This is a genomic window from Streptomyces sp. SID3343, from assembly GCF_009865215.1.
GTDB lineage: Bacteria > Actinomycetota > Actinomycetes > Streptomycetales > Streptomycetaceae > Embleya.
Window position 1 is genome coordinate 1 of record NZ_WWJX01000300.1, and the last position, 7,456, is coordinate 7,456.

Here is a 7,456-nt window from a genome sequence, read left to right on the forward strand (position 1 = left end):
CAGGCCGGCGCCCGCGCGCAGCCGCAGCAGGGCCGCGAGCAGCGCCGCCGCGTCGTGGTCGTGCACGCCGCGGTCGTAGCCCTCGCCGTGTCGCGGTCCGGCGATCCGGCGGACCACGGTGAGCAGGTCGTCGGCCGCCGCCAGGCCCGCGACGCTCAGCCCGACCTCGCCCGCCTCCGCGTGCGCGAGCAGCGAGGCCGCGAGGTGTTCCGCGCGATACACGAGCGGGGACTCGGAGATCAGCGGCTGGTCCCGAAAGGCGCGATGCGCCTCCGGCAGCGGCTCGCGCAGGACCGCGCGGTAGTCGGTGCCGGTGATCGTGAACGCGAGGGTGTCCTCGTGCGGCACCAGGGTCAGTTCGATCTCCTGGGTCTCGACCGCGAACCGGTGCCGGCCCAGGCGTACGGTGCCCGCCGCGTCGTAGAGTTCGGCCCGATCGCGCAGCGCCCGGGCGGCCTCCTGGCGAGCCGCCTTGAGTCGGCCCTCCAACTCGCCGGCCCGCACCGGGTCGCCGAGCCGGCGCAGTTCCTCGGCGGTGGAGCGGACCTTGGCGATCAGCGCGTCGGAGGCGAAATAGGTGTTGACGGCGTCGGCGGAGTCCAGCGTCCGCACCCGCCGGCCCACGGTGGTCAGGATCCGCTCGGCCGAGTCGGCCAACCGGCGGCCGTGTCGGGCGCGTTCGTCCAGCCGAGCCTGCTTGCGCGCGGAGAACGCGTCGTGGATGCGCTCGCGTTCGACGCCGATCCGGTCCAGGTGCTCGTCGAAGGTGCCGAAGCGCGCTTCCAGGTTCTCGATCCGCGCGAGCAGCCGGCCGAATTGCTCGTCGCACTCCTCGGGCGTGGAGGCGGTGCTGAGGGCGCCGGCCGCGGTCTGGTCGAGCAGGGCGATCTCGGCGGCGAACTCGGCCCGCTGCTCGGCCTCCACGAGGTCGCGCCGACGCACGTCCAAGCTCGCGCGGGCCCGATTGACCCCGCCGAGCACGTCACCGATCCGGGTCAGGATCGCGGTGCGCACCACGGCATCGGTGTCGTCGAGCGTTCCGACGACGTCGGTGACGATCCGCAGCCCCTCGGCCTGCTCGTCGATGCGCGCCGCCAAGGCGGCGGCGGCAGTGACCGTCTCCAGGGCCGATGCCTCCAGGGCGAGCCGATCCACCTCGCGCCGCGGCTCCTCGAACGCGTCCTCGGCCGCGAGGAAGGCGACCGCCCGGTGCCCCGCGTCCGCGAGTTCGTCCACCACACTCGCCGCGAGCCGGCCCAACCGGGCCGCGTCGAGGTAGCGGACCTCGCGCAGCGTCTCCAAACGTCCCTGGAGTCGCCGCAGTTCGGTGAGCTGACGCACGCACGCGGCGGCGTCCGCGGGCCGTTCGCCGTGCACCCGTCGGGTCAGCGCCGCGGTGGCGCTCTCGGCGTCGTCGAGCGCCGCCGCGGCCTGTCGGCGCAGGTCGAGCACCCGGCGGAACTCGTCGACGACCTGCGCCGCGCTGGTGCGCACCGAGTCCAACGGGTCGGCGAGCGTGCCCAGTTCGGCGTCCGCGAGCCAGTGATGGGTGTCCGTGACCCGGGCCGCGGCGGCGGTGATCGCCTCGAAGACGGCGGTCGTCGGTGCCATCTCCTCCGCCATCGCAGCAATCGCCAGGCAGTCGGCGATGCCGCGCACCAACTCGGGGTTGCCGATCCGGGCGAGCGGTCCGGTGCCGGCGGGCTGCGCGGCGGCGTACGCGTCGGACACGTACGGCGTCGTCCACACCTGGATCGGGTGCACCCGCCCCGGTTCGTCGTGGTCGGCCCGCAGCACGGCCGTCGTGCCGTCGTCGAAGAGCGCGTACCCGGTCCCGACGATCGGGGCCGCGGCCTCCTCGCGGATGAGGTTGTAGGGCAGGAGCACGGTGCGCCCCGCCGCCCGGGCGTGGAACGCGTACAACACGTCCTCGCCGTTGGGCGAGCGCACGATCGCCTCGAACTCCAGAGCGGTGGTGTCCACGTCGAACAGGCGCACCGCGCCGGTGGTGAGGTAGCAGCCGCCCGGAAAGACGATGCCCTGGTCCTCGGGCAGGCGTCGGCACGCCTGCCCGATCCCGTCGAGCCGCAGCACGGCGGTGGTGCGGGTGTTGAACACCAGATGCCGCCACGCGCTCTCGTTGTACGGGCGTACGCGCACGAGCAACAGTGGACCCACCCGCGCGTACTCGACGTCCGCGTCCGCGAGGGACTGCAACGGCTCGTCGACGGGTTCGGCGTGGATGCCCGCACCGCTCTCGGTGTCGTCCTCGACCTTGACGGTCAGCCGGCCGCCGACCGTGGACACGAACAGCACGCCGTCGACCCGGATGTGCGGGTGCCGGCCCGCGACGTGGTCGTCTCGGGAGGTGGCGACCCAGGCGAAGTCGTGGGCGTCCGGGAAGACGTGCTCGCGCTCGCCCTTGGCATCGACGTACTCGGGTGCGCCGTCGGGCGCGACGCGCCAACGCAGCACCCGGATGTCGCTCGCCCGCTCGCCGACCCGAAAGACGGCGAGCACGTGGGTGCCGGTGTGTCGCAGGGCCAGCAGCCGGGTGTCCCGGTAGTAGCGGAACAGTTCGGTGAAGTCCTGCCGAAAGCGCGCGTCGTCGAGCAGGCCCGGTACGGCGTCGAGGTCGGCCGGGCGGAACCCGTCCTCGGTGCGGTGGTGCAGCGCGAACACGTCCGTGATCTCGACCGGGAGGGTCTCGGCCGCGGGCGTGTCGTAGCCGACGAGGAGCAGGCCGCCGACCTGGACGACGTCGCGCGCGTGGGTGGCGCGTTCGGTGCGTACGCGGTCGGTGCCGACCAGGTCGAGGCCGCCGGCGCCGTAGGTGTCCACCCGTCGGGCATTCAACTCCCGTGCTCGGGAGCCGAGTTCGCGGGCGGCGCCGAGGAGGCGATCGCGCAAGACCTCGTACGTCCCGGCCTCGGCGCCCGGCGGGTCCGTCGGGGCCTCGACTGCTGGGTCGTCGGTGCTCACGTCTTGGTCAACTCCCTGCGGGTTCGGGCCGGTTCGGTGCGGACGCGCCCGGTGTCCACGCGCCGACTCCGTTGAGCCGCGGTTGCGCGATCGGATCCGTCAGCCGGGTGTCGGCCAGCCCGCCCTTGTGGACGTGCTCCAACAGCCCGCGCAACGCGTCGGTCTGCGGACCGCCGCCCGCGATCAGCGAACCGAGCACGCCCGCCAGGGTCAGATCGCGGACGCCGCCCGCGCCGAGCCCCGCGACCATCGTGCCCAGATCCTCGGTGAACGTCGACGCCTTCGGGTCCAGCCACGGTCCGGCCATCGCCTGCACGGTTTCGGAACCGGTGACGAAGGCGTCCACGCTGCGACCGGCCGAGATCGCGCCGACGATCCGGTCGAAGAACATCCCGTCGCCGCCCACGATGTCGATCTTCGCGTTCTCCAGGCCGGTGGCGAGCACCGTGGCCTGGGCCTCCGCGATCCCGCGCTGTACGTCCAGGTTCGCGAGCCGGATGTCCTTCTCGGCTTCGAGCCGGAGCCGGAACTCCTCGTGGCCGCGGCTCGCATCGTCCAGGGCGGCCATCGCGGCGGCCTTGTCGGTCAGGCCCTCTGCCTCGCCCTTGAGCCGCTCGCGCAGCCCCTCGGCGTTCGCGAGCGCCTTCTGCCGGGTCACCTCGGCCTCGGCGTGGCCGAGCTTGGACACCGCCTGCGCCATCCGCTCTTGTACCTCCGCCTCGGCGAGCCCGACCGCGGCCGCGTCCGCGCGCTTGCCCTCCGCGCCGCGAATCGTGGCCTGGGTCTCCAACTCGGCGGACTGGCGCCGGGCCTCGGCCAACGTCAACTGCTCGGCGGCACGGTGCCCGGCCGCCTGCTCGGCGGCCTCCGCCGCCTTGATGTCCTTGACCAGGCGCTCCTGGGCCTGCGCCTCGGCGCGAATGATCAGCGCCTGGCGCTCGCGCTCGGCCTCCTCGACCATCCGGAGCTTCTTGATCTCCTCCTCCTGCGCGGCGACCGTGCGCTCGACGGCGATCCGCTCGCGGATCACCTCGGCGATGTCCCGCTTCTCCGCCTCGATCTCCTTGTCCCCGGCGATGCGGCGCAGCTGGGTCTCCCGTTCGCGACCGATCACCTCCAGGAGGCGGTCCTTCTCGATCCGCTCGTTCTCGATCGCGATCACCCGCTCGCGGTTCTTCTGCGCGACGGCGACCTCACGCTCGCGGTTCTCGTTCTGGATCCCGAGCGCCTCCTCGGTCTTGATGTGCGCGGTGTGCGAGCGCAGCCGCTCCTCGGCCTGCACGCGGGCGGTCTCGGCCTCCTCCACCGCGCGGGTGATGTCGATCTCGCGGCGCTGCCTGATTTCCGCGTCGGCCTGGCGGCGTTCGAGTTCGAGGACCGTCTCGCGGGCCTCGACGTTTTGCCGGGTGATCTCCTTCTCCTCGGTGCGCTGATACTCGTTCGTGCGCACGTGCTCGATCGCGGTGAGCTCGGTGATCTTGCGGATGCCCTGCGCGTCCAGGATGTTCGCGTTGTCGAGCTGGTTCATCGGGGTCTGTTCGAGGAAGTCGATCGCCGCGTCGTCGAGGTGGTAGCCGTTGAGGTCGGTGCCGATCACGGCGAGGATCCGATCGCGGAACTCCTCGCGCTTGGTGTACAGATCCACGAAGTCGAGTTGCTTGCCCACCGTCTTGAGTGCCTCGGCGAACTTCGCCGCGAAGAACTCCTGGATCGCGGCCCGGTCGCTGGCCCGCGCGGCGCCGATCGCCTGGGCGACCTTGATCACGTCCTCGACGGTCTTGTTGACGCGGACGAAGAAGTAGATGTGGATGTCGGCGCGAATGTTGTCCTGGCAGATCAGGCCCTCGCGGCCGGTGCGGCGGATCTCGATGGTCTTCACCGAGATGTCCATGGTCTCGGCCCGATGCAGCACGGGCAGGACCACGGCGCCGGTGAACGTGACGTCGACCGCGCGGGACTTGGAGATGATCAGCGCCTGCCCCTGCGACACCTTGCGATACAGCCGGGTGACGGCGAGGAAGACGACGAGCACGACGAGCAGGACGACGGCGACGAGCACACCGATGCCGACGGTGATGGCATCCATCAGTGAAATCCCTTGGTAGAACGGGACGTTCGAATTCGAAAAGGATCAGAGCGCGGGGCGGTGCGGATAGAGCGCGCTGTCGAAGCGCGTGATCAGGAAGACCTCGCCGGCGACGTCGTAGTCGAAGATGAGCGCGGTACTGCCGGACCCGAGGCCGCTCTCGTCGGTGCGCACCTGGAGGATCGCGGTCGAACCGTCCTCGGCGCGGACCTCGGCCTGGCCGAAGTCGGGACCCACCCGACCGGTTCGGACCACACACGTACGGCCGACGAAGTCCCCCCGCAGGGAAGGGGTTTCCGGCGGGAACAACCGGCGCCCCGCGCGGCGGACGCACGTCGCGGTGAGCCAACCGAGGCCGAGCGCCACGGGGAGCGCCGCGGCGCGCAGCCACCATCGGTCGGTCAGCGCGGTGCCCACCAGAGCGACGAACCACGTGACGGCGATCGCGAACGACAGCGTCACGGTGACCGGTACACCGGCCGCGTCGGTGTGGGAGTCATGGTTCCCGTGGCCCACCTGATGGTCGTGGCCCCCGTGACCCCACGGACCACTGTGACCATCGTGGCCTCCATGCCCCACACCGACGCCGCCCATCAACACCAGCAGCCAGTAGCCGGCCACCACGACAAGGGCGAAGCTGAACAGGACCGCCGGAAACGCCAGTGCCGCACGCACGAACTCGCCCATCGCTGCGCCCCCCGTTCCCTTGTCGCGCCGACATCGTGGCACTCGCGGGGCCGGTCGCACATTGCCGTGATCCGGCAAAGTTGACGGCCTCTTGACGTCCGATCGGCGACGCGGGGAAAAGGAACGCTAAAGCGCTTCGCCCGGCCAGTCCAAAAGCCGCGCGCCCATCGCCGCCGTTTCCAGGGTGTAGCGCTGGAGGGCGTCGGAGGGGTCGTATCCGGTCAGCGTCCTGATCCGCTCCAGGCGGTACGACAGCGTGCGCACGCTGATGCGCAACCGGCGGGCCGCCTCGGCGTTGACGTAGCCGGCCGCGGCGCACGCGGTGATGGTCTCCAGCAGCGGGCCGGCGCCGCCGCGCGCCCCGGTGAGCGGGCCGAGCACGGTGCGCACCAGGTCGGCCATCGCCGCCGAGTCGCGCATCAGGACGGGGAAGACCAGGAGATCGGCGGCGTGCAGCACGATCCCCGGCAGATCGAGCCGGACGGCGAGGTCGATCGCGCCCAGCGCCTCCTCGTAGGACAGCACCACGCCGGCGGCGCCGGCGTGCGCACGGCCGTGCGCGATGCGGGCGGCGCCGGTGTGGCCCGGGCCGGGGGAGGCCGCGCACTTGGCGAAGGCGTCCAAGGCGGCCTCTTCCGTGCCCGCCGCGATGCACACCAGGCGGCCGTCCTTGGTGGTCAGCAGTACGTCGCGATCGGCGAACCGGGCGACCAGTTCGCGCTCGACCCGGCGCACCAGCGGGTGCGCCTCGTCGTAGGGAACCTTGCCCGCCGCCACCGCGACCGCGTGCGCCCGACCCAACCGCAGACCGAATCGTTCGGCGCGCTCGGCGAGTCGGCCCGGGTCGCTGCGGCCGTACAACAGGTCGTCGACGAACTCGCGCCGCGCCGCCTCCTCCTGACGGACCGCCAACCGCTGGGCCCGCTCGTGCCCGGCGCCGAGGGCGCCGACCGCGGCGTCCACCGCGGCGAGCAGCGCCTCACCGGTCCTGGCGGCGTCGGCGACGTGCGGGGCCCGGGCGATCCCGGGCAGCGAGGACCACAGCCGGCGCGTCTCCCCGAGGTACAGGCCGACCAGATCGCGCCACGCGTGCCCGGACTCGGCGGCCCGCTCGCCGATCTCCGCGAGCGCGTCCAACTCGGGCCGACGGAGCAACCGCCCGGTGACCGAGACCTGCGCCAGGAGGTCGCCGTATCCGGCCGAGAACTCGACCGGTATGCCGTCGTCGCTCTTCACGCTCGATTCCTTCGGGTCGGCCGTAGCGCCGCGCGGCGTGGTTGCCGGATACGCGACACGAGGACGGTACCAACATTGCCGAATCCCGGCAGGGTGACCGCGCTTCGCGCGGCCGGTGACCGCGCTTCGCGCGGCCGGTGACCGCGCTTCGCGCGGCCGGTGACCGCGCTTCGCGCGGCCGGTGACCGCGCTTCGCGCGGCCGGTGACCGCGCTTCGCGCGGCCGGTGACCGCGCTTCGCGCGGCCGGTGACCGCGCTTCGCGCGGCCGGTGACCGCGCTTCGCGCGGCCGGTGACCGCGCTTCGCGCGGCCGGTGACCGCGCTTCGCGCGGCCGGTGACCGCGCTTCGCGCGGCCGGTGACCGCGCTTCGCGCGGCCGGTGACCGCGCTTCGCGCGGCCGGTGACCGCGCTTCGCGCGGCCGGTGACCGCGCTTCGCGCGGCCGGTGACCGCGCTTCGCGCGGC

4 protein-coding genes are annotated in these 7,456 nt (G+C 72.6%); all 4 read right to left on the bottom strand.

The features are described from left to right. Positions 1-2,982 (bottom strand): DNA repair ATPase (locus GT354_RS10290; RefSeq protein WP_346011967.1); only part of this gene is annotated, 2,982 nt, incomplete at its 3' end. Positions 2,983-2,989: 7 nt separating this feature from the next. After that, entirely contained in the window at positions 2,990-5,068 is a 2,079-nt protein-coding gene (locus tag GT354_RS10295) for an SPFH domain-containing protein (protein ID WP_161355974.1), read from the bottom strand. Positions 5,069-5,113: 45 nt separating this feature from the next. Further along, positions 5,114-5,755 carry a hypothetical protein gene (locus GT354_RS10300; RefSeq protein ID WP_161355975.1) on the bottom strand — a complete coding sequence of 214 codons (642 nt, stop codon included), beginning with the start codon at positions 5,753-5,755 and terminating at the stop codon, positions 5,114-5,116. A 126-nt stretch (positions 5,756-5,881) separates the two neighbouring features. After that, entirely contained in the window at positions 5,882-6,991 is a 1,110-nt protein-coding gene (locus GT354_RS10305; RefSeq protein WP_161355976.1) for a helix-turn-helix domain-containing protein, read from the bottom strand. Positions 6,992-7,456: the final 465 nt, after the last annotated feature.